The organism is Maritalea sp., from assembly GCF_051251695.1.
Taxonomy (GTDB): domain Bacteria; phylum Pseudomonadota; class Alphaproteobacteria; order Rhizobiales; family Devosiaceae; genus Maritalea.
This window is the reverse complement of record NZ_JBPOEU010000001.1, coordinates 133,986-155,875: the sequence shown is the minus strand read 5'-3', so window position 1 is coordinate 155,875 and position 21,890 is coordinate 133,986. Positions and strand designations below refer to the sequence as shown.

The following is a 21,890-nucleotide window of genomic DNA, read 5'->3' as shown; positions in this document are numbered from 1 at the left end:
AATACTAAGGTTCACCATGTGCGAAAAGAATGAGTACAAGTTGAAAATGAACTGGCACACTAAATTACTGATCGCTTTAACGTTTTTATTCGCCTCAACTGGCGCGTATGCCGCGAATTTTGAAGTGAAGTCTGCCTCAACAATCGAGCACGGCTGGTCTGGGAAAACCGATTGTGAGGGAGAAGCAAGCGATGGCTGTGCATCTGCCTATTTCTGTTCCAATGAAATCTGGATCGGACAAACGGCGTTCAGTCGAATTCAAGATCTTCGTTATGCTGGCGAGCAATTGGTTATCGTAAAAGACGGCAAGCCAATCTGCGCGGTCAACTAAGCCAAAGTGCTTTGCTAATTGATTCGTTTAGCTGTCCATTTTCCGCTAAAGGGCACTAGGTTACAGTTTTCGAAGTCATCGTCACATTGAATGATTGTGCCCGTAAACTCACCAGACAATTCATCTGCACTAAGGTCACTGGTCGCGGTAATATCAAAAATAGTTTCCCAAATATTGGTGTCGCTATCAATCCCCTTACCATCAAAACGGACTTTGAGGCCGTCGGCATCAATTGACCCGGCATAGGTGTAAATCCCCGCCCCATCGTCAAATTTTGTATTTATCGAGCCATCACCGAGAACAGAGAATTTCAATTCTGATGGCATCGGGAATGGATTTTCCGCCATCCATGCAGGTGTATCCGCAAATGCCGTGGGCACCCAATCGCCAACGAACTTCTGAAGGTCGGGTTTTTCATTTAGTTTTTCACACAACCATTCTTCTGCAAGCTTTGCGCTTTGCATCGCATCGATTGTTGCCTCAAAGGTTTGAAACTCTTGTGACCGGCGCAGTTTTGCCATTTCTTTGGCTTGTTCTTCTAAATCAAGGCGCGCGTTAAAATCGCGCAGCATCACCGTGACAGGTAATCTCAGGCGGTTATCGCCAGATGCTCGGTCGGCGGCGCTGCCGAGTGTATCCGTAACAACTGAAAATACCCGTTCGAACCATCCCAAAAACGCTTTGTCGTCGGCCGTTGCATCCAGTTCGGAAACAACAATACGCTCGCTTTCAGGCATTGAATTATCAATAAAGCACTGCAGATGCTGGCGGTTTATAGCCCGGCTACCATTGTTAGGGTCTGCGCCTCCGCCGAATAGGAAATTCTCAATGAAATATTTCACAGCGCCATCGGGTAGTGTTCGGGACTTGTCCCACCGTAGTTGGGGTGTTTCCAAGAAACTGTAATACGCCACATCAACACCCAATAAGCATTCTTCGTTTTGAAGTGTGGCGTAGCTTTCCTGCACAATCTTTATGGACGCGAGTAGAGCGCCGACCAATGTGGCATTGGATGTCGCGCCGATGGCTTTGAGAAATTTTTCGCTGCCTTTGCCGATGGCTTCGTCAAGTATTTGACCACCTACTTCACCAAACTCGCCTTGTAAAATGGCCTTGCTGGCGGCCGCGACTTTAAGCAAATCAATATATTCATCGCTGGCTTCAACCAAACCAGCATCAATGCGAAAGAAAATGTCGTCAAATAAATTGCCGGAGGCAACTGCCTTGCGTAAATACTTATCGATCAACATGCCAGCAAACAGGCTTTGAGTTTTTGAACTCATAGTGCCCTTAACATAGTTGGTGAACTGATCACCCAGTTCAATGCCGCGCTCACCTGAAATTTTTGTTTCCGGCAAGACACAGGCAGGGGCCGCCATCGCCAAACTGCTGGACGATAAAAGCAGGGCTGCAAAAATGGATTTGAAAGTCCTTGAGCGCATGAAAATATTTTCCCCCAACAAGAATTGCTGATTTAAACAAGCAATTCACCAAGATGTTAGTTGAGGTAGGGGGTGCCGTCAATTTTCGGCAATCCTTAGTCCAAAGGCTTAGGCCTACTTGAAAGGCGCCATACCCTGGTTTGCCAATTGGTCGGCGCGTTCATTGCCTTCGTGCCCTGCATGGCCTTTGACCCAGTGAAAACTCACGTCATGCCGCTCTAGGGCTGTGTCCAGTAAACGCCATAGGTCTTCATTTTTGACGGGTTTTTTGGCGGCTGTTTTCCAGCCATTGCGTTTCCAATTATGCATCCAGCCGGTCACGCCGCCTTTGACATATTGGCTGTCTGTATAAAGATCAACACTGCAGTCACGTTTGAGCGCATTAAGGGACTGGATAGCAGCCATCAGCTCCATACGGTTGTTGGTGGTCAGCTCTTCGCCGCCACATAATTCTTTTTGCTTGTCATTGAATTTAAGCCAAGCCCCCCAACCTCCGGGACCAGGGTTTCCTGAACAGGCACCATCTGTGAAAATTGTAACGCGCTCAGCCATGCCATTGCTCTTTGGTCAGTTTATGGAAAGAAAGCTCTTTACCTGAGTCGTCGACTTCTGTGTGGGTAAACTGCATACCAATTTTACGCAGAATGTGGGTCGAGGCCGCATTACTGGAATAAGCATAGCCAATAAAATATTGATGATCTGTGGTTTGAAACATCCAGTCTCGAAGCGCTGAGGCGGCTTCAAACGCATATCCCTTGCCCCACTCAGATGCCATTATGGCATACCCTATTTCGGGCTCACCCTCATGATCACCAAATCCTGCACGGCCAATAAATTTACCGTCCGAGTTTCGGGAAATACGAAATTTGCACCAGCCATGTTCTTTCAGGTCGTTCCCCCAAACCGACATGCGCCGCTCGGCGTCAGCCTTGTCTTCAACTCGCCCTGAAATATATTCAGTTACTTTTGGATCGCTATGTAGGGCAACCAAATCATCAATTTGTTCAGGCAACCATGCGCTGAACGTCAAGCGTTCAGATTTTAGAATAATGGGATTGGTCATTACGCAGTCCGAAGTTCGCGGGGGACGTTAAAGGCGATGTTTTCTGTGGCAGTAACTTTGGCAGAAACTGAAATGTCGTAGCGCTCCCCGAAGGCTTCAATAATTTCATCGACCAGTTCTTCTGGCGCGGAGGCACCAGCGGTTATGCCCAACGACTTAATGCCCGAAAAATCGCCCCAATTGATTTCGCTTGCCCGTTGGACGAGCAAAGACTTGGGACACCCGGCACGTTCAGCAACTTCAACAAGGCGCATGGAGTTCGAGGAATTGGGCGCACCAACAACAATTACAGCGTCGACCAGAGGGGCAACAACTTTAACGGCCTCTTGGCGATTGGTGGTGGCGTAACAAATATCTTCTTTGTGTGGCGCACTAATATCAGGAAAGCGCGCGCGTAGCGCTTCAACAATCGCTGCTGTGTCATCAACCGAAAGGGTCGTCTGGGTAACGAAGGCGAGTTTTTTGTCGCCCTTTGGCACAAAGCGGGCAACGTCATCAACCGTTTCAATCAGGCTAATAGCACCGTCTGGGAGTTGGCCCATGGTGCCAACAACTTCGGGGTGGCCCGCATGGCCGATAAGGATGATTTCAAAATCAGTTTCATGATGACGTTGCGCTTCCACATGTACTTTGGAAACCAAGGGGCAGGTTGCGTCCAAGAAAAACATATTGCGATGTTTTGCTTCTTTGGGCACGCTTTTTGCTACGCCATGGGCGGAAAAAATTACGGGTGCATCCGTTTCAGGAATTTCATCCAATTCCTCAACGAAAATGGCACCCTTTTTCTTCAATCCATCAACCACATATTTGTTGTGAACGATTTCATGACGCACATAAACGGGCGCGCCATATTTTTCGAGCGCCAGCTCAACAATCTGAATTGCACGATCAACCCCGGCGCAAAAACCGCGCGGCGCACAAAGTAGTATTTCCAAAGGACTTTTTTTTGCCATAGATGTGAGATGCTTTGTTTTGGAACTGGTGTCATGTTTGTTGCACTTTACGGCGACACTAAGCCATACTAAACCGAATCTTGAATGCAATCTAGGTCAAGTTAGCTGTGCTGATAAATGTATCACAACAAATGTTCGCGATCGCCCCGGCGAACGAGCGCCCACATTTATCGCGTGAGCAGGAACGACTGATTGCAGGTAAAGCGGCCTGGATTTTTGCAATGGCAAAATCTGGACAGTCCGTTTGCCCAACTATTTGTATCACTCGCAAAGCCTGGGAAGCGGTAAAAGACGCTAAGCCCGGTAGTTCATTGCACACCAGTTGGATAGGGGTTTTGTTCAAACTGGTCCCGAAGGGGATGGAGCCACCAGCACTTGTTGTGCGCACCGCCGCGCGGGCACATATGGCTGGGCTGGCGCGGGTACGCGGCAAAATTGAAGCACCGAAAAAAGAAAGCGATGCCGCCAATACCGCCAAGCCATTGGGGCGAGCGATTGATCGTGCATTTGATTCTTATCTACATGGCACACCGGTTTGGACCATGGATACCGGGCGGGATCTTTCGCTTGAACAAATTGTTTTGGTGCAGGCCGCCGTTGCAGAAAAACCAATAGCGATTTTGACGCGGGACCTATCAACCGGCGAACTTGGTCCATTTTCAACAACAGACAAATCCCAGCTGCATCCGTTCAAGAACCCAATGGCTGCAAAGCAATTGTGTCGTCGAATGGATGGGGTAGCCGGCGCACACATGATCTGCCTGGTTGCTGAACAAAACGGCGAATTGCTGTTTTTATCTGCCCGCCCGGCGCAGGCCAGTATTTCAGCAAATCTGGAAGCTGCCATCGATAGGGTGTCAAACGGCGACTGGACCCCGCGTAAAGCGGTTTCAGCAATAGATCCCGCACAATTGCCACAGGTCCTACACCCACGTCTTTCTGGCGCTAAGCGCGTTGCGGCCTTGGCGAGCGGTCTTGGCGTATCGCCTGGTGCTGCAAGTGGTGCGATTGTGTTTTCTTCAGAAGATGCATCTCGTTATCGTGCCCGAGGCAAGGATTGTATTCTTGTTAGCGTCGAAACCGGCCCTTCCGATATTGAAGGCATGCAAGCAGCTGCTGGTATTCTCACCGCTCGTGGTGGGATCACCAGCCATGCGGCTGTTATTGCTAGGGTAACGGGTAAACCCTGCGTCGCCAGCGTTAGGTCTTTGTCGATTGATGTTGATCTGCAAAAAGTTCAGATCGGGGAACGCGAGATATTGGCCGGTGCCGAAATAACAATTGATGGCAGTACCGGAGAAGTTTACGCAGGTGCCTTGCCGCTAACGCAGCCCCATATTGGCGGAAATTTGCGAACATTGCTCGATTGGGCAGATGGCAGTCGCACAATCGCTGTGCGCACCAATGTTGAAACTGAGGAAGCGGCGAAAGTCGCACTTTCGTTTGGTGCTGAGGGCATTGGCTTAGCCCGTTCTGAACATATGTTTTTTTCCACCGAACGCATGGTCGCTTTAAGGCGAATGATCTTTTCCCAAAACGATCACGACCGCAAACAAGCTTTGGACGGATTGGTTGAATATCAGGCAGATGATTATGCACGCCTGTTTTCCACCATGGACGGGTTGCCAATAACCGTCAGACTGTTCGACCCGCCACTGCATGAGTTTTTGCCGCGTACTGAGGATGAATTGGAAGACACGGCTTCATCTTTAGGGATTGATACAAAACGGTTGCGCAATCGGTTGGAGCGGATGGCGGAGGTTAATCCAATGCTCGGCCATCGCGGCTGTCGTTTGGCGATTTCTCATCCCGAAATTCTTGATATGCAAATTCGAGCGTTGGTCGCCGGTGCGCGCGCCGCGATAGAATCAAATGACACCAATGTAAATTTGGAAATTATGGTGCCATTTGTCTCTTCTGCGCGCGAAGTGCATTGGGTGCGCAATAAAATTTTACAACTCATGGAGCGCTTGAGCGTCAACCAAACGGACAGTTTCAAGTTCTCCATCGGCACGATGATAGAGCTACCTCGCGCGGCCCTTCGGGCACATGAAATTGCCAAACATGTGGACTTCTTTTCCTTTGGTACAAACGACCTAACTCAAACAACCTTTGGCATATCGCGCGATGACGCCCCGGCATTTTTAGCCACCTATCAAAGGCGCGGCCTTTACGACGCTGATCCCTTTGTAACTATTGACAAAAACGGTGTCGGTGAACTGATCGAGATCGCAATTCGTCGGGGCAAAGAAGCCAATCCTGACCTGAAAATTGGCATCTGTGGTGAGCATGCTGGTGACCCGGAAAGCCTTAAATATTTTGCGAGTTTAGACGTTGATTATGTAAGCTGCTCACCGTTCCGGCTGCCCATTGCTCGGCTGGCGCTCGCCCAACCAGAACGCTAGAATTCTACCCATCACAATTTAGCCGTGAAACAGCCGCGCCAGTGCCCGGATGCCGACTAAATATGCTCACACACCTTGTTTACACACCATAAACCAAGATTTGAGATACTAGCGGGGTCGGCATGTGTTTAGTCGATAGAGTAGCATTGAGTTGAGTATGAGTATTTATGTGGCCGCACGGCTTCAGCGCGCCCGGCGTAAGCGGGCCGCGAAGCGTAATAGCCTTTCGGTATTGATGAGTTTTTCTGTGACCGTTATGGTTGCACTCACAGTTCTGCCGACTGAAAAACGCAGTGAGCCGACAATTGATCCGGTTGCTGTTTCCGCTCAGTTAGAGACTGAAATTATTGCGCCCAGCGGCGTGCAAGCAATGCTATCCCATAGTATATTTGAGGCCATAAATCAGCCCTCGATCATTGACGAGATTGATTATCCGAGCGCCGTCGAAATTGCACAAAGTTTCAATCAACAACGTTTTGCGGTTCTAGAGACACGCACAAAAGCTCAAGTGTTGAAATTGGCGAACGATTTTGCTGTCGCAGCCATTTCCCTTGCTCAGAAGGTAAACACAGATAAACCTGTGGCAAAAGAAATCGTGAACTTTGCTAACCAACCAATGCCCAAATTGGCCGCACTGGAAGCCATCGAGGCAATAGGGGAAATTGAAAAATCCATTACTGCTCGCGATCCATCCTTGCCATTCCCAGCGAACGTGCCCACGAAATTGGCCTATGCCCGTGACAACGCACCCAAAACAAAAGACTTAACGCGTCCTTTGACGCAAGCTTCTATGATCGCGAGCCAAAAGCAGCACTGGTGTCTGGCAACGGCGATATATTTTGAAGCGCGTGGCGAAAACTATCGCGGGCAGGTGGCTGTTGCCCAGGTTGTGCGCAACAGGGTTAAGCACCGCGCGTACCCCAATTCGATTTGCTCGGTTGTTTTCCAAAACCAAAGTTGGAAAAATCGTTGCCAATTCTCATTTGCATGTGACGGCATTCCTGAGCGGATCAAAGAAAAGAAGGCATGGAAACAAGCTGAAGAGATCGCCACTAAAGTCATTAACGGCGATATCTATTTAGCGGAAGTGGCCAACGCCACCCATTATCACGCCAACTATGTCCGGCCGAAATGGGCACCTAAGTTGAGAAAACTCACGAAAATCGGCGTTCACATCTTTTATCGGTTTAAAAACAGCTAGTATCTGGAATTATTTGCAACCCAGATAGCTGCCCAATGACTGGCAGCCTTTGGCCGCGCTGTCATTGGCGAACCCATCAAGGTCTTTGAAGAACGTTGATAGGTTTCTTGCCTGTTTCTTTGTCAAATAGACAAGTCCGTTGTCTGCAAACAAAACTGGGTGAACACGTTCAACCGTCATGCCCGGGTATAGAACATGTTTGGATTGCATCGAATCCGTCGAGTATGTCCCGGTAGATGTTGTTGCGATATTGACGTTAAAAACGCGCCCGCCGCTAATTTTCTTGACCATTGTGGATGACATTGGATTTAGATCAACGCTGTCATCAACAGTTACGTTGAACATGCGGCCATCAATTTTCACCAAGTTTTCTAAATCCAGTGAGCCAGCAGGCGTTGATTTGGCGCTCGACGCAACATCCAAGATGTTTGACGCAATCGCAGGCGTTGAAAATTTAACACCACTTTCAGCGAGAAAAACGCCAGAAACAGCAGCCAGCACAATGGCGAGCGGGAGGAGGTTAGTCTTGTTGCGAGCAGTTCCAAACATATCAAAATCCTTAGCGTCAGTATGCTTTAAGGATTTATCAACCATTGACCCCTCAGGTCAAAGCAATGCTTAACATAAGGTTAACATGCGTCTCATATTGAAACACTTGAATATGTATTATTTTACTGGACCCAGGATTTGGGTGAAAACAGAGACAAAGTTTTCGTGTGCTACGTGAATGGGCCAGGGCCGAATGAGCTGCTCAAAATCAGGCAAATCAAAACTGGCCATAGATGGCTCACCAAATATTTTGCGCGCCTCATCAGCCTCAAAACCAGCTAGGCTGACGGCTTCGAAATAGGCTGCTTCTTTGTCTGCCTTTTTGACCAATTTGGTGGTGGCTGTTGGTGCTTTAGCGTTGAGCGAAAACCGAACATGTATCGCTGCTAATAGGCGGTTTTCCAGGTCTTTATATTGCCCACCCATGGCTGCTTTGAGGGGAGATATGATATCCCCCATTACATATTCAGGCGCGTCATGGAGCAATGCATAAAGCCGACCGCTGCCGTCCAGTTCGGGTTTTGCAGCGATTGCCAGATGCATCACCAGCACTGAATGTTGCGCCACGGAAAACGCATAGTCGCCATTGGTCTGTCCGTTCCAACGGGCAACCCGTGCAAGCCCGTGGGCAATGTCGCTCAGTTCTACATCGAGTGGTGAGGGGTCTAAAAGATCAAGTCGACGTCCTGACAACATACGTTGCCAAGCTCTTTGGGGGGGGCGTGCCATAGGTATTCCCAGCAAATGAGTGCGTATTAAGAATCGCTAAAACCGTAGCTTGCCCAATGGGGGATCGCAAGTTGAACCGCGTCCCCATTGCTTGTGTAGTCTTTAGCTTCTTCGACCTTGTCCAGTCGAACAAGAGCTATGCCCTTATCGTGTGACAGTGATGTAACGGTGCCAACAGATTTGTCCGCATTCAAAATAGGCTCACCAATCGCCAACGTTGCGCCGACAACACAAACGGGCCGCTTACGCGCCGTGCCACGGTGTTGCATTCGCGAAACCACTTCTTGGCCGATATAACAGCCCTTTTTGAAATCAACGCCTGCAAGTTGGTCCATGCCGATATCGTGCGGGAAGACGCTGTTTGGCGCGAAATCAGCACCCATTTCCATAATGGATTGGGTGATCCGCTCCTTGTGATAGGACGCTGTATCTTCGTCCCAATCTGTGAAGGCGTTCGCGTATGTTCTATAACCCATCTCAGGACGGGCATCCTGTACGCCGCCGTCGATTGGGTCTGAACTCCAACCAACGCTGAGGTCCTCGCGTGGGGTGATCGAAAGATCCGCGCGCATTTTATAAAGGCGCATCCGTTTTGAAAAGTTTTCCAACTCGCTTGTTGGAACATCTAAAAGATAACCCTCGTCAAAGTTGGATATTAGGCCTTCAACCAAGACTTTGCCTTGCGGAGCAAGCAATGCAAACCAACGCGCTTGATCGCCGAGAGGTGTCGAAAGATTGCAGGTGAGGGTGTCATGCAACAATTTTTGCGCGTCCGGACCGGAAATCTGGACCACACAACGATCTAGTTTAACAATTTTTCCCATCAATCGCTCCTTCTGTCTTGCTCTTAAGTCGAGCATCGCGCTACACCCGATGCATCACTCCATATCAGCTTCTTTAGGACGCACCAGCATGAATGCCAAATTTGACACTATTTTTCTCAATGGAACTATTGCCAATCACAATGGTGTCACCAAAGGAGATGTGGGGGTCATAAAGGGCAAAATTGCTGAAATTGGCGATCTAAAAGGGCGGGATGCGGGCGAAACTGTTGACTGTTCTGGTTTGCATATATTGCCCGGCGTTATCGACACGCAAGTTCATTTCCGTGAACCGGGTAATGAACACAAAGAAGACCTTCTGTCCGGCTCGCTTGCCGCTGTTATGGGTGGGGTGACTGGTGTTTTTGAAATGCCCAACACCAACCCGCTGACAATCGACAAGGCGACATTTGAGGACAAAATTTCACGCGCGACACACCGCATGCACTGCGACTTTGCCTTTTACATTGGCGGCACCCACGACAATGTGGATCAATTGCCGATGCTGGAGAAACTTCCCGGTTGTGCTGGCGTTAAGGTCTTCATGGGCTCTTCAACGGGTTCGTTGCTGGTTGAAGATGATGATGGTGTCGAAAAAATTCTGCGTGCAATTTCTAGACGTGCGGCATTCCACTCTGAAGATGAACCTCGGCTAGAATCACGCAAACATTTGCGTGTTGATGGCGACCCTAAAAGCCATCCGGTTTGGCGCGATGTTGAAGCCGCAGTGAAATGCACAACGCGCCTTTTGGCTCTGTCCAAAAAGACAGGTAAACGCATTCACGTTTTACACATCTCCACCGCAGACGAAATGGCGCTATTGGCTGAGCATAAAGATCTCGCGAGCGTTGAAGTAACACCGCATCATCTCACACTTGATGAGACCGCATACGATAAGCTAGGCACCTACGTTCAGATGAATCCGCCAGTGCGCGACGCGCATCATCGCGCGGGAATTTGGCAGGGCGTTGACGCTGGTATTGCGGACATTTTGGGGTCTGACCACGCGCCGCATACAAAAGAAGAAAAAGACCAGCCTTATCCAAATTCTCCCTCCGGCATGACTGGGGTGCAGACATTGGTTCCTGTGATGCTTGATCACGTCAACAAAGGCAAAATGACCCTTGAGCGTTTTGTCGACATGACAAGTCATGGCCCAAATCGCTTGTTCCAAATCGCTGGCAAGGGGCGCATTGGTGTTGGTTATGATGCTGATTTGACGATTGTCGACTTGAAACGGAAAGTGACGATCTCAAACGATTGGATTGCTTCCAAGCCGGGCTGGACGCCTTATGACGGCGAAGAAGTGCAAGGTTGGCCAGTTGGCACCATCATTCGCGGCAACAAGGTGATGTGGGAAGGTGAGTTGGTCACGCCAAATAAAGGCGAACCCATGCTCTTTTCAGAATCGCTTGCGAACTAATTAGGGACTAGGCTCTAGTCGCCAGCCACAAAATATCGCCATTCGCCATTTGCATCTATGCCAACGCGGTAAAAGTACCAGCCGCCGAACAATTGCATTTCTTCGAGGTCGAGATGGCTGACAATTTTGTAAACCTCGACCAATTCGGATGGCGTGAGATTTTTCAAATCGTTTGTGGCGTAAGCTGGCCAAACAAAAATCTCCGGCTCTCCACCTTGCGCAGGGACAATCGAATAGGGTGCCTCGAGCAGTTCGATCATAATAGCCAACAATTCGCGACCCTCGCCGTCATTGGACGATGAGCGCAAAAATTCAATCGGCTCGGCTGTGTCGCCAAAGGTCAAAACGGGCGCATTTGTTTGCCGCATGATCAATGTTCGTAACTGTTCGACATCGCCAGACTTTGCAACGGCCATCAGCGCTGCGCGTGTTTGTGCAACATTGTCAGGCAGCTCTGCTAAATCGCGCTTTATTTCATGATTCTGAAAGGGCTGCCGCGATTCTTTTCCCGGCGCGTTGGGCAAAACAATACGCTCATTTTGATCGAAAGTTTCGCCATCGTGTTGCTCAACATCTTCAACCGGGGTGGGGGAAGTTGAATAGGAAAACGCATTTTGGGGCGCCGCAAAAATCATCGCAAAGGCAAATGCGAAGACAATTGGCGCAGCCAAACTGAACTTGGAATTGCTAAGAATATTCAACGCAGATTCTCCCCGACGATTCTGGTTGATAGTTGCACAGTTTGTGCAGATTTTAGAGAACTATTGTAAGGTTTTATCGACCGTATATTCGCCCTGTAAGACTTTGTCTGGAATGCGTTTCATCAATTCAGAGATTGCCGTTTCGCCATACTGTTCCACTAGGGTGGCAAGGCCAGCAAAAAGCGCTGCATGAGCGAGCGCCTCGGTGTCGACCTCTTCGTCTTCGGCATTGCGCCAAGCTTCGGCTAAATATTCCAGGGCGCGTTTACGCGCCTCGTCCTCGCGCTCAAAAAGCGCCTGACTTTTTTCAAATTGAATCATCGATGCAAAACTCCTGACAAAGGAGATGTAGCATGTGATTTTGGGAAGGTAACCAAACAAATGATCAAAAGGTTAACGCGCGAGCTAAAATGCTATTCAGCAAATCTTGTGTGGATATTTTTGGCTATATTTGCGCCTTCATCCACAAAGCGTTCCATGGCCAGGCGGGCGTTTTGGGTGCATTGAACGTGAAAGCGGCTAAAATCATTATAACCGTCATTAAAAGCGCCAGTGAGGCGCGCACGACGGTCTTCGTCGACTTCCTCAAGCGTCATCAACTCATCCATTTCCGCACGCCAGTCATTGCCTGATTGAACGCACAGATCATCCAAATGATAAAGAGCGCCCATGATAGATGCAAAGCGCTCCATATCTTCTTGATATGGCGGGTCAATGGCCAAAACGTTTGGCGTTGAGAACAAGACAACCAAGCTGGCCAATACCACAATTTTGAGACGCGAAAAAAACAAATCTAAATCCAAACTGCTCTGTTCTCACTTTTGCCAGAGGAATGTGGCAATCTCAAGCAATCATTGAACAATCTCAAGGTCGGGTAAAAAGGCGCGCGCAGCAAAGGCGAATGTTATTTCATGCACAACGGGGTCGCCGTTCGCATTGACCACTTCTATATTGCCAACGTCGCGCCCCTCGGAAATGAGCGACGTGTCGAGCGCTGAGGATTGACCTGCGCTCCAACGGAATTCAATACCGTTCAAGGTTAAATTCTCTTCTTCACTCAGTTTAGGGAGCGAAACTGCAAACGGTTTTTCTCCTTGTATGAGCACCACACGTACCATGCCGTTAATGTCTTCTGGCATTTCGCCTTTAAACAAAAAGGGGTTAAACGAACTATCATAACCAGCATATGGATTGCGACCCAGTTGAGAACTGCGGCGGTTGTCAGGAAGCAATATTTCGCCTTCAGGGTAAGTCTCTTTGAACAGATCAAGGCTCATTAGGCGCGATGGGTAGGACTTCAGTTTATCGCCAGCGTGAACACCTGCCAAACCAGCACCATCAAATTGCTGCCACCATGTTTGGGAAGTGCGATCATACATGATCAGGTCGGAATTGCGTAGCTTGCCCGAAGTGCCAAACTCAACAATTTCATCGTCAATGCGGCGGTCAAACACAATGGATGTGTTGCACAACGGACAAAAGGTCACCGCAACGGGCACCCCACCAACATTGTCATTTACAATTTCGTGCCACATCATAATGCGCAAGGGATAGGCGCGAGCTACCTCATTCATTTCAAAACCAATCACAGGCTCATTGCCCGGAATGACAGCTTCATTTGAAGCGAGGTCGAACTTTGGATCGTCAATTGAGGGGATATTGTCCCGGCCAATAACGTCTGTGACGTCCCAATAGGGTATGGTGGCGCGGGTGAAATCGGTTTTCCATCCTTCAAGTTCCCAACGACGTGGCGTTTCTTGGGCTTCCCAAAGTGGAATTGTTTCTGCCAAAATTGGGCTTGTGGAAAAACCACCAGCACCCATCGCGATGACCGCCAGTATTTTTGCAAACTTTAAGACCATTCCATCCTCCTCATGTTGGCTCAGAATAACCTTGGTGCAAAAGAAAACAACTCAAGTTTCGTAACGCTTATGTGAGGTTGTACGGCCCTAACCCTGACCGAGCACCGCAATGGCAGCTTGAATTGAAGCCTCCAAGTCCGGCGTTGTTGGCCAATTCGACACATCATTAATGTTGATCACCCGCGCGTCGATTGCGTCATCCATTGCCTGGGCGTTGTTGATGTCTGCATGGGCCGCAAAAACATGAAGGTCGTGACGTGGGGTATCAAAACTGATGGAGTGGACGAATTTGGGGGCAGGGACAAGTAGCCCCGTTTCCTCAAGCAGTTCCCTTTTAACAGCAGCGATAAATGTTTCGCCCAATTCGACCCGACCGCCCGGAAGACTCCAAAGCCCTTTATAGGGATGCTTGCCGCGCTGGATCAACAAAACCTTTGGCCCATCAAACAAAGCGCAGCTGACGACTTGTACGGATTTGTTTGTATCTGCGTTCATAGGGGAGGTAATCGACGTTTCACAGGTGATGCTTTAACAATTGATGTGTTGGTACGCGCATGTTCTGAAATCCGATCAAGGATCAAGTCGAGCTGTTCAATCGACTTCAAATAGAGTTTGCAAACAAAACAGTCATCGCCCGTTACTTTGTCACATTCAACAATTTCGGCGGTATCCACAATCATTTGTTGTACCAGATTCAGCTTTCCCGGCATGGGGTTGATACGAACAACTGCACGCAACGGATAACCCAGCTGCCCATGGTCCACACGTAACGTGTATCCGCCGATAACGCCGCGTTCCTCAAGACGTTTAAGCCGTTCCGATGTGCTTGGCGACGATAGGCCGACGGCCTGTGCCAGCAGTTTTAAGGGCGTTTTGGCGTCCAAATGCAATATTTTGACGATTTGACGATCAACATTATCCATTTAGGTATAACCGAGTTTCTGTCTAATTTTGAATGATAAATTCGACTTTAGGCCTTTTATTTTCTATTTTCAAGCTTGCTGTTCCGACCTAAAGTGCAGGCAACAAAGGAACTAAAAAATGAAAAGCTCTACAATAGGCATAATTGAAATGGTCGCGGCGATGCTGATATCCGGCACCATCGGCTATTTCGTGGTGGTCTCTGAACTGCCGATTTTCAATGTAGTGTTTTATCGTTGCCTGCTCGGTGCAATCACGCTTTTCGCCCTGTGTTGGGCACTGGGGTTCGTGAAACGCGAGTATTTTACCAAACGCGTTGTAATATTGGGCCTCATCAGCGGGGTCACAGTGGTCACAAACTGGGTGTTGTTGTTTTCTGCCTTTTCAAAAGCCTCGATTACCATCGCAACGGTCACCTATCACACGCAACCCTTTATGTTGGTGGCGCTGGGGGCGATTTTTCTTTCTGAGAAACTGACCATTCAAAAAATCATCTGGCTTTGTATAGCCTTTATAGGGATGATTTTTGTTGTACAGGCGCGCCAAGCCGGTGCCGATACGGGTACTGACTATTTACTTGGAATATTGATGTCTTTAGGGGCTGCGTTTCTATATGCGATCACCGTTATTTTGGTGAAACGGCTCAAAGGCACCCCACCGCAATTGGTGGCCATGATCCACGTTAGCGTTGGCACGCTAATGCTCGCGCCATTGACAAATTGGGCGGTTCAACCTGAAACACAAGTACAATGGACCAGCGTGTTGGCGCTCGGCATTCTGTGCACAACCATCATGTACGTGATCATGTATGATGCGTTTCAAAAGCTTCCAACCTCGCTCACAGGCGCTTTGTCATTTGTGTACCCGGTCGCCGCGATTGTCGTGGATTATGTTGCGTTCGACCGCCAATTAACGTTAGGGCAATGGGTCGGCTCAGCAGCAATTCTTTTCGCCGCTTGTGCGATGACGTTGGGTTGGAAAATGCCGTTTATGAAACAGGTTCAAAAATCAGCTTAATCCAATCAGTGCTTGATCTGAAGGCTTGTTTCGCTCAGCCTAAACAAAATTGATTTGGCGAAGTGAAATGTGCGGACGACTGATACTGCAAAACGACGAGAAAAAACTGCGTGAGTTTTTTACGCTGTCTAGCGTAACTCCGTTTCCCCCGCGCTACAACATTGCGCCAACGCAACCTGTATTGACCATCGTCAATCAGCCCGCTGGCAGAGATGCTGTGCTCATGCGCTGGGGGTTGGTGCCGCACTGGGTGAAAGACCCACGTGATTTTTCAATTCTTATCAACGCGCGGATAGAGACCATTCTGGACAAGCCGTCATTTAAGTCTTCGATCAAAAACCAACGATGCATAGTACCGGCCAGCGGATATTACGAGTGGCTGCGAAGAGGTGACGATAAACAGCCTTTCCATATTTCCCGCAATGACGGAGAGATGTTGGCGCTCGCAGGCATTTATTCAACATGGGAAGGGCCCAACGGCGAAGAAGTGGACACGATGGCTATTTTGACGCAGGAGGCCACAGGCAAACTGGCAGATATTCACCACCGCACGCCCGTGCATTTGGATGAAGAGCAAGCAGAACTCTGGTTGGACACAAAAAGCGTAAATGCCAAAGAGGCACTGACGCTCGTGCAACCGTTGGAGCGCACTAAAATGAGGACATATCCGGTGTCTAAGAACGTCAACAATGCTCGAAACGAAGGCGAAGAACTGATCAAGCCGATCAGTTTGGACGAGGTTTCGAGTAACGCAGCGACAAAGAAGCCGGCAAAAAGCGCTCCACCCAAAGACCAACTGGATCTGTTTTAGGGCTAGACCCTAGTTTCGCTTAACCAACACTTTGCCGGGATTTAAAATGCCCTTCGGGTCAAGCGCGTTTTTGATCGCATACATCATGTTTAGGGCAACTGGGTCTTTCTTTTGCTGAAGCAATGGGGCCTTCATTTGACCAATGCCATGTTCGGCGGAAATTGATCCGTTCAGGTCATCAACAATTTCATAAATAGCTTCATGAACGGCATTGGCATGGGTTCGAATCTCTCCCTTGGGCATGCCGATTGGAGCTAAAAAGTCATAGTGAATGTTGCCGTCACCCATATGGCCAAAGGCAAACGTCCGGATGCCAGGAACTGCTTTTTCCGCTGCCTTGTCGCATCGTTCAATCAATTCGGGTATGTCGCGCACTGGCACGGAAATATCGTGCTTAATCCCGTCTGCTTCTCGAGTTTGGCATTCAGCAAAGTTTTCGCGCATCAGCCACATCATTTTGCGATCTGCTAGGGAGTTGCACAGGGTCGCGTCTGAAATCAGACCTTCTTCAAACAAAGCTTCCAACGTGTCTGTAAGCGCACCAGCATCTTCACCGTCGAACAGCGAGAATTCGACCAGGATATGCCAAGGGCTGCTGCCTGATCTGGGGTCGCGTTCTGCCAAACCATGTTTGAGCTGCAAATCAATGCCCAGTGTTGGCAAGATTTCGAACGAGGTGACCTTGTTGCCGCTTTTTCTACGCACCATTTCCAGCACTTTGACCCCAGCGGCAGGGTCTTCAATGTTGAGCAATGCTGTTTCAAAAGTTGTCGGGCGCGGGAACATTTTAAGCGAAGCGGCTGTGATGATGCCGAGCGTGCCTTCTGCGCCAACCAATAGGTCTTTCAAATCATACCCCGTATTGTCTTTGCGTAGTTTTGAAAGGCCGTTGTAAAGACTGCCATCTGCCAATACCGCCTCGACGCCCATGCATAGGTCGCGTGAGTTGCCATACGCAAGCACAGCAGTGCCGCCAGCATTGGTGGATAGAATGCCGCCAATTTGGCATGATCCTTCTGACCCTAAGGACAAGGGAAATAGACGATTTTCATTTTCGGCGATTTCTTGCGCTTCTAAAACGGTGGTGCCTGCTTCAACAATCATCACATTGGTCGCCGGATCAACATCGCGAACAGCTTTCAGCTTTTTCAGCGAAAGAATGATTTCTTGGCTGTCCATCGATACTTGACCGCCCACCAACCCCGTATTCCCGCCTTGCGGAACGACCGATACATTGTTGGCATGGGCCCAACGCATGATTTTTTGCACATCTTCCACGCAAGTCGGCGTGACGATGAGGGACGGCAATATGTTGTACAAGCGCCGAGGCTCTTCCACATAGCTCGCCATCTGATTCGGTTCACTGATGATGTTTTGCGCACCAACAATTTCGGTCAGGGCTGCAAGCATTGTATTGGAAGTGGTCATGTTGAAAAACTGCATCTTTTGTGGGAACAATTATACGAAAACTTGCCCGTTTGATCAGCCTGTGTCAAAACCCAAATTAAGATTATTTCTTTCGGAGTGCATATATGACTGACGGCAACTTGATGCAGGGCAAGCGCGGCGTGATTATGGGCGTGGCAAATAAACGTTCTATCGCTTGGGGTATTGCAAAAGCACTAGCTAGCCAAGGCGCTGAAATCGCCTTTACTTATCAAGGCGAAGCGCTCAAGCGTCGGGTTGAACCATTGGCCGAAGAAGTCGGCTCAGACATGGTCGTCGAATGCGACGTGACTGATGCTGACGCGATGGACAAAGCATTCAACGAAATTGAAGCTAAATGGGGAAAAATTGATTTCCTCGTGCATGCCATTGCGTTTGCCGACAAAGCAGCACTTGAAGGCCGTTACATCGACACAACGATCGAACAGTTCACCCACTCCATGAATATTTCAGCCTATTCATTGGTCGCCGTTGCAAAACGTGCGCGGCCATTGATGAAAGACGGCGGCTCAATTCTTACGCTGACCTATTACGGCGCGGAAAAGGTCATCCCGAACTACAATTTGATGGGCGTTGCTAAAGCCGCACTGGAAGCATCTGTTCGTTACCTCGCAGCAGATCTTGGCCCTGAAGGCATTCGGGTGAACGGTATTTCTGCGGGCGCGATCAAAACACTTGCCGCATCCGGCATAGGTGATTTCAGAAAAATGCTTTCCTATGGTGAGGTCAATTCGCCTCTTCGTCGCAATGTTTCGACAGACGAAGTGGGCGGCGCTGGTATGTATCTGCTTTCTGACCTGTCGTCTGGTGTAACGGGTGAAATCCACTATGTGGATGCTGGTTATAACGTCATGGGTATGTCGGTTCTTCAAAAAGAAGACTAGATTGGGGGCGGCCGCCCTGGCTTTAATCCCAACAAGAAAATTGGTGCTTTATGTCCGGCGACAACTGGCCGCTCATCTATTTTATTCGTCATGGTCAAACAGATTGGAATGCCGCGCAACGTTTTCAAGGACAGCGCGACATTCCGCTCAACGACTTCGGGCGGGAACAGGCCAAAGGAAACGGGCAAATTTTGCGCGACCTGTTGGCTAAAAATGGCACCGATCCGTTGTCTCTGGATTGGTATTGTTCGCCTCTTGATCGCACGCGCGAAACGATGGATTTGGTGCGCTCTTCATTTGATGATGACTTGCCAGCGGTAACATATGATGATCGTTTGAAAGAAATCTCTTTCGGTATTCTGGAGGGCGTTTTACTCTCTGATTTGGCGCAAAAGCACCCCGAAGAACTAGCGGCGCGAAACAAATCAAAATGGGACCATTTGCCGCCAAAGGGCGAAAACTACGAGATGCTCTTGGCGCGCCTAGCTGATTTTGGCGCACAATTGCGTCGTCCCTCGGTCGTGGTTGCCCATGGTGGGGTTGTTCGGGCGCTTAAAGGGTTTCTGGCAAACGAAATCGGCCCAGAATTGGACAATTGGCCCGCGCCTCAAGATAAAGTGATGTGCTTTGAAAATGGCACATTCAGGCAGTTTGGCTAGCTAAATATGTGCTGACGCCGAACCGTATGGACAGACGCACGCTTGACCAAAATTGCGGCGAACCTTAAAACCATTGCACCATAAGAAAACTCAAATATCAGGCGCTAAATGTCACATAATTCCTTTGGACACCTATTTCGATTTACGACCTGGGGCGAAAGCCACGGTCCGGCCTTGGGTGTGGTTATTGATGGGTGCCCGTCCGGCTTGAAAATTGATGCTGAGACCATCCAGCGGGACCTTGATCGGCGTAAGCCCGGCCAATCCAAATACACGACCCAGCGACGTGAAGCGGATCAGGTGAAAATTCTTTCTGGTGTGTTTGAGGATGATCTGTCGAACGGGCAAAGAACTACCGGCACGTCCATTTCGCTGATGATTGAAAATACTGATCAGCGCTCCAAAGATTATGGTGACATTAGAGACAAATACCGTCCTGGCCACGCAGATTTTACCTACCATCAAAAGTACGGCATTCGCGACTATCGCGGTGGCGGACGTTCGTCGGCGCGGGAAACTGCAGCGCGTGTGGCGGCTGGTGCGGTGGCAAAACTTGTTGTGCCTGACGTTAAAATTCGGGCGTCGCTCGTGCAGGTTGGTCCACATAAAATCGATTATTCGCGCTTCGATTGGAATGAAGTGAACAACAACCCGTTCTTCTGTGCTGACCCTGTTGCTGCCAAAGAATGGGCAACATATCTGGACGGCATTCGCAAGGAAGGTTCATCCGTTGGGGCGGTGATTGAAGTTGTCGCTGAGAATGTGCCGGTCGGATTGGGTGCGCCAATTTATGGCAAGCTCGATCAAGATTTGGCTTCAGCTATGATGTCTATTAATGCGGTTAAGGCCGTCGAAATCGGCGCTGGTTTTGATGCTGCAGAACTCACCGGCGTTGCCAACGCCGACGAAATGCGGGCAGGGGACGACAAACCCTATTTCCTTTCAAATCACGCCGGCGGCATCTTGGGCGGCATATCAAATGGCGATCCGGTTGTTGTGCGTTTTGCTGTTAAACCAACCTCGTCAATTCTCGTTTCCCGGCAAACTGTCAACGAGAAAAACGAGGATGCGGACATCATCACCAAGGGTCGTCACGACCCTTGCGTGGGCATCCGAGCCGTGCCTGTTGGTGAAGCAATGATGGCGTTGGTTTTGGCTGATCATTTCTTGCGACACCGTGGCCAAACAGGTCGTGAAGGCGGCTTTGGTCACCAGTAATTTTGTCAGTTCAGAGCGGTTTCGCAAATCCAAATAAGTGATTCATTTGAATCACTAAATCGGATTTGTTCATGTTGAATCTGAAGCTGAAGTGTGGCGACTAGGACTTTGAAAAGACTCGCAAATATTCCACATTGCCATCTGAGCCGGTGATCGGTGATTTTTGGGTAAGGCGATCTTGCCAACCTAACTGAGACATGAAGGATTTGAACCGGTTTAGTGCCGCTTCAGTCGCAGCATCGTCCCGGACAATGCCACCTTTTCCAACATGTTCGCGACCCACTTCAAATTGTGGTTTAAACAGAAAAATCGCGTCCGCGTTTGGGGCGCATAGTTCAAGCGCCGGGGAAAGAACTTTCTCCAGCGAGACAAAACTAATATCGCAAACCAAGAGGTCAATTGGCTCGCCAATCAGGGTAGGACCTAAATCCACAGCGTTTGTTTTGTCGAGTTGGACAACTCGAATGTCGTTGCTGATTTCGACCGCCAATTGCGAATGTCCGACATCAACCGCATAGATTTTTGCGGCGTCACGTTCCAGCAATATTTGGGAAAAACCACCAGTGGATGCACCAAGGTCTAAACATGTTTTGCCAGCCGGACTGATGCCTGATGCGTCCAAACCTGATTTGAGTTTTAGAGCTGCACGGGAGACATAGTTTTGGGCCGGGTCGTCCACTTCGATGTGCATTTGTGCGGTGACCCGAAAGCCGGGTTTGGACACCACATTGCCGTCCACCTTGACGGTGCCACGCACAATCGCGTCACGAGCGCGAGCACGCGAACGGCAAAGCCCACGTGCCTCCAATGCAACATCTAAGCGATGGGGTTCACTAGCCATTATTTGCCATGAGGCGTTTCAGTTTGGCGACCGCACTATCTTTTGCTTCGCCGAACCCGATGGTGCCGAAAAGGTCGCCGGTTTTGTCGAGCAAGAAAAGCGTGGCTGTGTGATTGACCAGATAATCTGACGCGCCTTCGCTTTCGACCCGCTCGCCAAATATGCCGAAGGTTTTTTTGACGTGATCGACTTGCTCCGGTGTGCCGGTCAGGCCGATTAAGTCATCGCCAAAGGAAGAAAGGTAGGTAGCCAATTGTTCGGGTGTGTCGCGCTCAGGGTCAACTGAGACAAACACAATGCGGATATCTTCGCCGGTAAGGCCCAGTTCTTTGCGCCAATTGGTGCTTTCAAAAAGCGTGGTCGGGCAAACATCAGGACAAAATGTGTAGCCGAAAAACAGCATTGTTGGTTTGCCGGAAAAATCAGCTTGGGTAAATTCGCCACCGCTTGCTTGTTGCAGGGTGAAGTCGCCGCCAAAATGTACGGTTTGCGATCTTTTTGGCTGGGTTTGCTGATAAACGGTGAATAAAGTCGCCGCGATACCGACAGCAACAACAAGACCCCAAAGGATCATACGAACGCGAGAGAGTGACATTTTATTCCCTACCAAAAT

General features: G+C 49.4%; 24 protein-coding genes and 1 pseudogene. 9 read left to right on the top strand and 16 right to left on the bottom strand.

Features of this window, described 5'->3' with window-relative positions:
• The first annotated feature begins 46 nt into the window (after nucleotides 1-46).
• A complete protein-coding gene (locus tag ACSHWX_RS00780) occupies nucleotides 47-331 on the top strand; it encodes a hypothetical protein (protein ID WP_435666263.1) in 285 nt (94 codons plus the stop codon).
• Nucleotides 332-345: 14 nt separating this feature from the next.
• Here ACSHWX_RS00780 and ACSHWX_RS00775 read toward each other — a convergent pair whose 3' ends face one another.
• The 4 genes from ACSHWX_RS00775 to ispH form a co-directional block, all read right to left on the bottom strand.
• Entirely contained in the window at nucleotides 346-1,773 is a 1,428-nt protein-coding gene (locus tag ACSHWX_RS00775) for a hypothetical protein (RefSeq protein WP_435666262.1), read from the bottom strand.
• A 114-nt stretch (nucleotides 1,774-1,887) separates the two neighbouring features.
• Nucleotides 1,888-2,325: a ribonuclease HI gene (rnhA, locus tag ACSHWX_RS00770; RefSeq protein WP_435666261.1), complete on the bottom strand. Its 438-nt coding sequence runs from the start codon at nucleotides 2,323-2,325 to the stop codon at nucleotides 1,888-1,890.
• Nucleotides 2,318-2,836 carry a GNAT family N-acetyltransferase gene (locus ACSHWX_RS00765; protein ID WP_435666260.1) on the bottom strand — a complete coding sequence of 173 codons (519 nt, stop codon included), beginning with the start codon at nucleotides 2,834-2,836 and terminating at the stop codon, nucleotides 2,318-2,320. Before ACSHWX_RS00765 ends, rnhA begins: the two co-directional genes overlap by 8 nt.
• Nucleotides 2,836-3,789 carry a 4-hydroxy-3-methylbut-2-enyl diphosphate reductase gene (gene ispH / locus ACSHWX_RS00760; RefSeq protein WP_435666259.1) on the bottom strand — a complete coding sequence of 318 codons (954 nt, stop codon included), beginning with the start codon at nucleotides 3,787-3,789 and terminating at the stop codon, nucleotides 2,836-2,838. The genes ACSHWX_RS00765 and ispH overlap by 1 nt, the downstream gene beginning before the upstream one ends.
• Nucleotides 3,790-3,920: 131 nt before the next feature.
• On the opposite strand from ispH, the gene ACSHWX_RS00755 reads away from it, so the two are divergent.
• Complete coding sequence (locus tag ACSHWX_RS00755) at nucleotides 3,921-6,194, top strand: putative PEP-binding protein (RefSeq protein ID WP_435666258.1); 2,274 nt, start codon at nucleotides 3,921-3,923, stop codon at nucleotides 6,192-6,194.
• Between the two features lie 799 nt (nucleotides 6,195-6,993).
• Nucleotides 6,994-7,395 (top strand): annotated as a pseudogene (locus ACSHWX_RS00750) (cell wall hydrolase); the annotation flags it as partial.
• 9 nt (nucleotides 7,396-7,404) lie between these two features.
• Here ACSHWX_RS00750 and ACSHWX_RS00745 read toward each other — a convergent pair.
• The 3 genes from ACSHWX_RS00745 to ygfZ form a co-directional block, all read right to left on the bottom strand.
• The gene (locus ACSHWX_RS00745) at nucleotides 7,405-7,944 is read right to left on the bottom strand and encodes a hypothetical protein (protein WP_435666257.1); all 540 of its coding nucleotides are present in this window, start codon (nucleotides 7,942-7,944) and stop codon (nucleotides 7,405-7,407) included.
• Nucleotides 7,945-8,061: 117 nt separating this feature from the next.
• Nucleotides 8,062-8,673 carry a hydrolase gene (locus tag ACSHWX_RS00740; RefSeq protein WP_435666256.1) on the bottom strand — a complete coding sequence of 204 codons (612 nt, stop codon included), beginning with the start codon at nucleotides 8,671-8,673 and terminating at the stop codon, nucleotides 8,062-8,064.
• Nucleotides 8,674-8,699: 26 nt separating this feature from the next.
• A complete protein-coding gene (gene ygfZ, locus ACSHWX_RS00735; protein ID WP_435666255.1) occupies nucleotides 8,700-9,497 on the bottom strand; it encodes a CAF17-like 4Fe-4S cluster assembly/insertion protein YgfZ in 798 nt (265 codons plus the stop codon).
• Between the two features lie 88 nt (nucleotides 9,498-9,585).
• Here ygfZ and ACSHWX_RS00730 point away from each other — a divergent pair, with 88 nt between their 5' ends.
• The gene (locus tag ACSHWX_RS00730; RefSeq protein ID WP_435666254.1) at nucleotides 9,586-10,917 is read left to right on the top strand and encodes a dihydroorotase; all 1,332 of its coding nucleotides are present in this window, start codon (nucleotides 9,586-9,588) and stop codon (nucleotides 10,915-10,917) included.
• A gap of 14 nt (nucleotides 10,918-10,931) precedes the next feature.
• Here the strand turns inward: ACSHWX_RS00730 and ACSHWX_RS00725 are convergent, their stop codons facing one another.
• From ACSHWX_RS00725 to ACSHWX_RS00700, 6 genes are all read right to left on the bottom strand, one after another.
• Nucleotides 10,932-11,618, bottom strand: a complete 687-nt coding sequence (locus tag ACSHWX_RS00725; RefSeq protein ID WP_435666253.1) for a hypothetical protein — start codon at nucleotides 11,616-11,618, stop codon at nucleotides 10,932-10,934.
• Nucleotides 11,619-11,678: 60 nt separating this feature from the next.
• Entirely contained in the window at nucleotides 11,679-11,939 is a 261-nt protein-coding gene (locus ACSHWX_RS00720) for a hypothetical protein (protein WP_435666252.1), read from the bottom strand.
• Nucleotides 11,940-12,031: 92 nt separating this feature from the next.
• On the bottom strand, nucleotides 12,032-12,409 hold the full coding sequence (locus ACSHWX_RS00715) for a TIGR02301 family protein (protein WP_435666251.1): 378 nt from the start codon (nucleotides 12,407-12,409) through the stop codon (nucleotides 12,032-12,034).
• A 60-nt stretch (nucleotides 12,410-12,469) separates the two neighbouring features.
• A complete protein-coding gene (locus ACSHWX_RS00710; protein ID WP_435666250.1) occupies nucleotides 12,470-13,480 on the bottom strand; it encodes a DUF3179 domain-containing protein in 1,011 nt (336 codons plus the stop codon).
• A gap of 87 nt (nucleotides 13,481-13,567) precedes the next feature.
• Nucleotides 13,568-13,975 carry an NUDIX hydrolase gene (locus tag ACSHWX_RS00705; protein WP_435666249.1) on the bottom strand — a complete coding sequence of 136 codons (408 nt, stop codon included), beginning with the start codon at nucleotides 13,973-13,975 and terminating at the stop codon, nucleotides 13,568-13,570.
• Nucleotides 13,972-14,403 carry an Lrp/AsnC family transcriptional regulator gene (locus tag ACSHWX_RS00700; protein ID WP_435666248.1) on the bottom strand — a complete coding sequence of 144 codons (432 nt, stop codon included), beginning with the start codon at nucleotides 14,401-14,403 and terminating at the stop codon, nucleotides 13,972-13,974. The genes ACSHWX_RS00705 and ACSHWX_RS00700 overlap by 4 nt, the downstream gene beginning before the upstream one ends.
• A gap of 118 nt (nucleotides 14,404-14,521) precedes the next feature.
• Here ACSHWX_RS00700 and ACSHWX_RS00695 point away from each other — a divergent pair, with 118 nt between their 5' ends.
• Nucleotides 14,522-15,418, top strand: coding sequence for a DMT family transporter (locus ACSHWX_RS00695; protein ID WP_435666247.1), 897 nt, complete (start codon nucleotides 14,522-14,524; stop codon nucleotides 15,416-15,418).
• Between the two features lie 67 nt (nucleotides 15,419-15,485).
• Entirely contained in the window at nucleotides 15,486-16,229 is a 744-nt protein-coding gene (locus ACSHWX_RS00690) for an SOS response-associated peptidase (RefSeq protein ID WP_435666246.1), read from the top strand.
• Nucleotides 16,230-16,238: 9 nt separating this feature from the next.
• Here the strand turns inward: ACSHWX_RS00690 and ACSHWX_RS00685 are convergent, their stop codons facing one another.
• Complete coding sequence (locus tag ACSHWX_RS00685; RefSeq protein ID WP_435666245.1) at nucleotides 16,239-17,657, bottom strand: FAD-binding oxidoreductase; 1,419 nt, start codon at nucleotides 17,655-17,657, stop codon at nucleotides 16,239-16,241.
• A 104-nt stretch (nucleotides 17,658-17,761) separates the two neighbouring features.
• On the opposite strand from ACSHWX_RS00685, the gene ACSHWX_RS00680 reads away from it, so the two are divergent.
• From ACSHWX_RS00680 to aroC, 3 genes are all read left to right on the top strand, one after another.
• Nucleotides 17,762-18,559: an enoyl-ACP reductase FabI gene (locus ACSHWX_RS00680; RefSeq protein WP_435666244.1), complete on the top strand. Its 798-nt coding sequence runs from the start codon at nucleotides 17,762-17,764 to the stop codon at nucleotides 18,557-18,559.
• Between the two features lie 50 nt (nucleotides 18,560-18,609).
• Entirely contained in the window at nucleotides 18,610-19,218 is a 609-nt protein-coding gene (locus ACSHWX_RS00675; protein ID WP_435666243.1) for a histidine phosphatase family protein, read from the top strand.
• Between the two features lie 108 nt (nucleotides 19,219-19,326).
• On the top strand, nucleotides 19,327-20,436 hold the full coding sequence (gene aroC / locus ACSHWX_RS00670; protein ID WP_435666242.1) for a chorismate synthase: 1,110 nt from the start codon (nucleotides 19,327-19,329) through the stop codon (nucleotides 20,434-20,436).
• 100 nt (nucleotides 20,437-20,536) lie between these two features.
• Here the strand turns inward: aroC and ACSHWX_RS00665 are convergent, their stop codons facing one another.
• Both ACSHWX_RS00665 and ACSHWX_RS00660 read right to left on the bottom strand, forming a co-directional pair.
• Nucleotides 20,537-21,277: a TlyA family RNA methyltransferase gene (locus ACSHWX_RS00665; protein WP_435666241.1), complete on the bottom strand. Its 741-nt coding sequence runs from the start codon at nucleotides 21,275-21,277 to the stop codon at nucleotides 20,537-20,539.
• The gene (locus tag ACSHWX_RS00660) at nucleotides 21,270-21,872 is read right to left on the bottom strand and encodes an SCO family protein (RefSeq protein WP_435666240.1); all 603 of its coding nucleotides are present in this window, start codon (nucleotides 21,870-21,872) and stop codon (nucleotides 21,270-21,272) included. Before ACSHWX_RS00660 ends, ACSHWX_RS00665 begins: the two co-directional genes overlap by 8 nt.
• Nucleotides 21,873-21,890: the final 18 nt, after the last annotated feature.

Excerpts from the sequence above, each read along its gene's own strand:
- ACSHWX_RS00755 (WP_435666258.1), top strand. The coding sequence starts at position 3,921 with ATGTTCGCGATCGCCCCGGCGAACGAGCGCCCACATTTATCGCGTGAG.
- ACSHWX_RS00710 (WP_435666250.1), bottom strand. The coding sequence starts at position 13,480 with ATGGTCTTAAAGTTTGCAAAAATACTGGCGGTCATCGCGATGGGTGCT.
- ygfZ (WP_435666255.1), bottom strand. The coding sequence starts at position 9,497 with ATGGGAAAAATTGTTAAACTAGATCGTTGTGTGGTCCAGATTTCCGGT.
- ACSHWX_RS00720 (WP_435666252.1), bottom strand. The coding sequence starts at position 11,939 with ATGATTCAATTTGAAAAAAGTCAGGCGCTTTTTGAGCGCGAGGACGAG.
- ACSHWX_RS00665 (WP_435666241.1), bottom strand. The coding sequence starts at position 21,277 with ATGGCTAGTGAACCCCATCGCTTAGATGTTGCATTGGAGGCACGTGGG.
- ACSHWX_RS00765 (WP_435666260.1), bottom strand. The coding sequence starts at position 2,836 with ATGACCAATCCCATTATTCTAAAATCTGAACGCTTGACGTTCAGCGCA.
- ACSHWX_RS00775 (WP_435666262.1), bottom strand. The coding sequence starts at position 1,773 with ATGCGCTCAAGGACTTTCAAATCCATTTTTGCAGCCCTGCTTTTATCG.
- ACSHWX_RS00700 (WP_435666248.1), bottom strand. The coding sequence starts at position 14,403 with ATGGATAATGTTGATCGTCAAATCGTCAAAATATTGCATTTGGACGCC.
- ACSHWX_RS00680 (WP_435666244.1), top strand. The coding sequence starts at position 17,762 with ATGACTGACGGCAACTTGATGCAGGGCAAGCGCGGCGTGATTATGGGC.
- ACSHWX_RS00690 (WP_435666246.1), top strand. The coding sequence starts at position 15,486 with ATGTGCGGACGACTGATACTGCAAAACGACGAGAAAAAACTGCGTGAG.
- ACSHWX_RS00745 (WP_435666257.1), bottom strand. The coding sequence starts at position 7,944 with ATGTTTGGAACTGCTCGCAACAAGACTAACCTCCTCCCGCTCGCCATT.
- ACSHWX_RS00740 (WP_435666256.1), bottom strand. The coding sequence starts at position 8,673 with ATGGCACGCCCCCCCCAAAGAGCTTGGCAACGTATGTTGTCAGGACGT.
- ispH (WP_435666259.1), bottom strand. The coding sequence starts at position 3,789 with ATGGCAAAAAAAAGTCCTTTGGAAATACTACTTTGTGCGCCGCGCGGT.
- ACSHWX_RS00675 (WP_435666243.1), top strand. The coding sequence starts at position 18,610 with ATGTCCGGCGACAACTGGCCGCTCATCTATTTTATTCGTCATGGTCAA.
- ACSHWX_RS00660 (WP_435666240.1), bottom strand. The coding sequence starts at position 21,872 with ATGTCACTCTCTCGCGTTCGTATGATCCTTTGGGGTCTTGTTGTTGCT.
- ACSHWX_RS00695 (WP_435666247.1), top strand. The coding sequence starts at position 14,522 with ATGAAAAGCTCTACAATAGGCATAATTGAAATGGTCGCGGCGATGCTG.
- aroC (WP_435666242.1), top strand. The coding sequence starts at position 19,327 with ATGTCACATAATTCCTTTGGACACCTATTTCGATTTACGACCTGGGGC.
- ACSHWX_RS00730 (WP_435666254.1), top strand. The coding sequence starts at position 9,586 with ATGAATGCCAAATTTGACACTATTTTTCTCAATGGAACTATTGCCAAT.
- rnhA (WP_435666261.1), bottom strand. The coding sequence starts at position 2,325 with ATGGCTGAGCGCGTTACAATTTTCACAGATGGTGCCTGTTCAGGAAAC.
- ACSHWX_RS00685 (WP_435666245.1), bottom strand. The coding sequence starts at position 17,657 with ATGACCACTTCCAATACAATGCTTGCAGCCCTGACCGAAATTGTTGGT.
- ACSHWX_RS00780 (WP_435666263.1), top strand. The coding sequence starts at position 47 with ATGAACTGGCACACTAAATTACTGATCGCTTTAACGTTTTTATTCGCC.
- ACSHWX_RS00705 (WP_435666249.1), bottom strand. The coding sequence starts at position 13,975 with ATGAACGCAGATACAAACAAATCCGTACAAGTCGTCAGCTGCGCTTTG.